General features: G+C 67.9%; 1 protein-coding gene. It reads right to left on the bottom strand.

Annotation, left to right across the window (positions count from 1 at the left end; all coding sequences use genetic code 11):
• Positions 1 to 588, bottom strand: a 588-nt coding sequence (locus tag JK356_RS22580; protein WP_201870352.1) for an AMP-binding protein, incomplete at both ends; no start/stop codon positions are given.

Genomic DNA, 588 nt, shown 5'->3' with positions numbered 1-588 from the left:
CACATACAACTCACCCACCACACCAGGCGCCACCGGACGCAAAAACCCATCCAGCACCCACACCCCCACCCCCGCCATCGGCCCACCCACCGGCACCACCCCACCCACCAACCCCGACCCCACCAAATCCCCACTCATCGCCGCACACACCGACACCTCCGTCGGCCCATACGCATTCACCAACCGACGACCCCCCACCCCACCCCACCGCTCCACCACACCCACCGGCACCGCCTCACCCGCCACCACCACCGTCCCCAACCCCGACGGCAACCCCTCCTCAACCCCCAACACCCCCGGCGGAACCGTCACATGCGACACCCCAAACCGCTCCGCCACCACCCCCAACCCCACCCGCGGCGGCAACCACCCCACCCCCGGCACCACCAACACCCCACCACCCACCCACACCATCAACACCTCAGAAACCGACGCATCAAACCCCACCGACGCAAACTGCAACACCCGAGACCCCCGCCCCACCCCAAACCACCCCGCCTGCGCCACCCCCACATTCACCAACCCACCAAACCCCACCACCACACCCTTCGGCACACCCGACGACCCCGACGTAAAAATCACATAGGC

Source organism: Streptomyces sp. 7-21, from assembly GCF_016741785.1.
In the GTDB taxonomy this organism is placed as follows: Bacteria; Actinomycetota; Actinomycetes; order Streptomycetales; family Streptomycetaceae; genus Streptomyces.
This window is presented reverse-complemented; position numbering and strand designations above follow the sequence as displayed.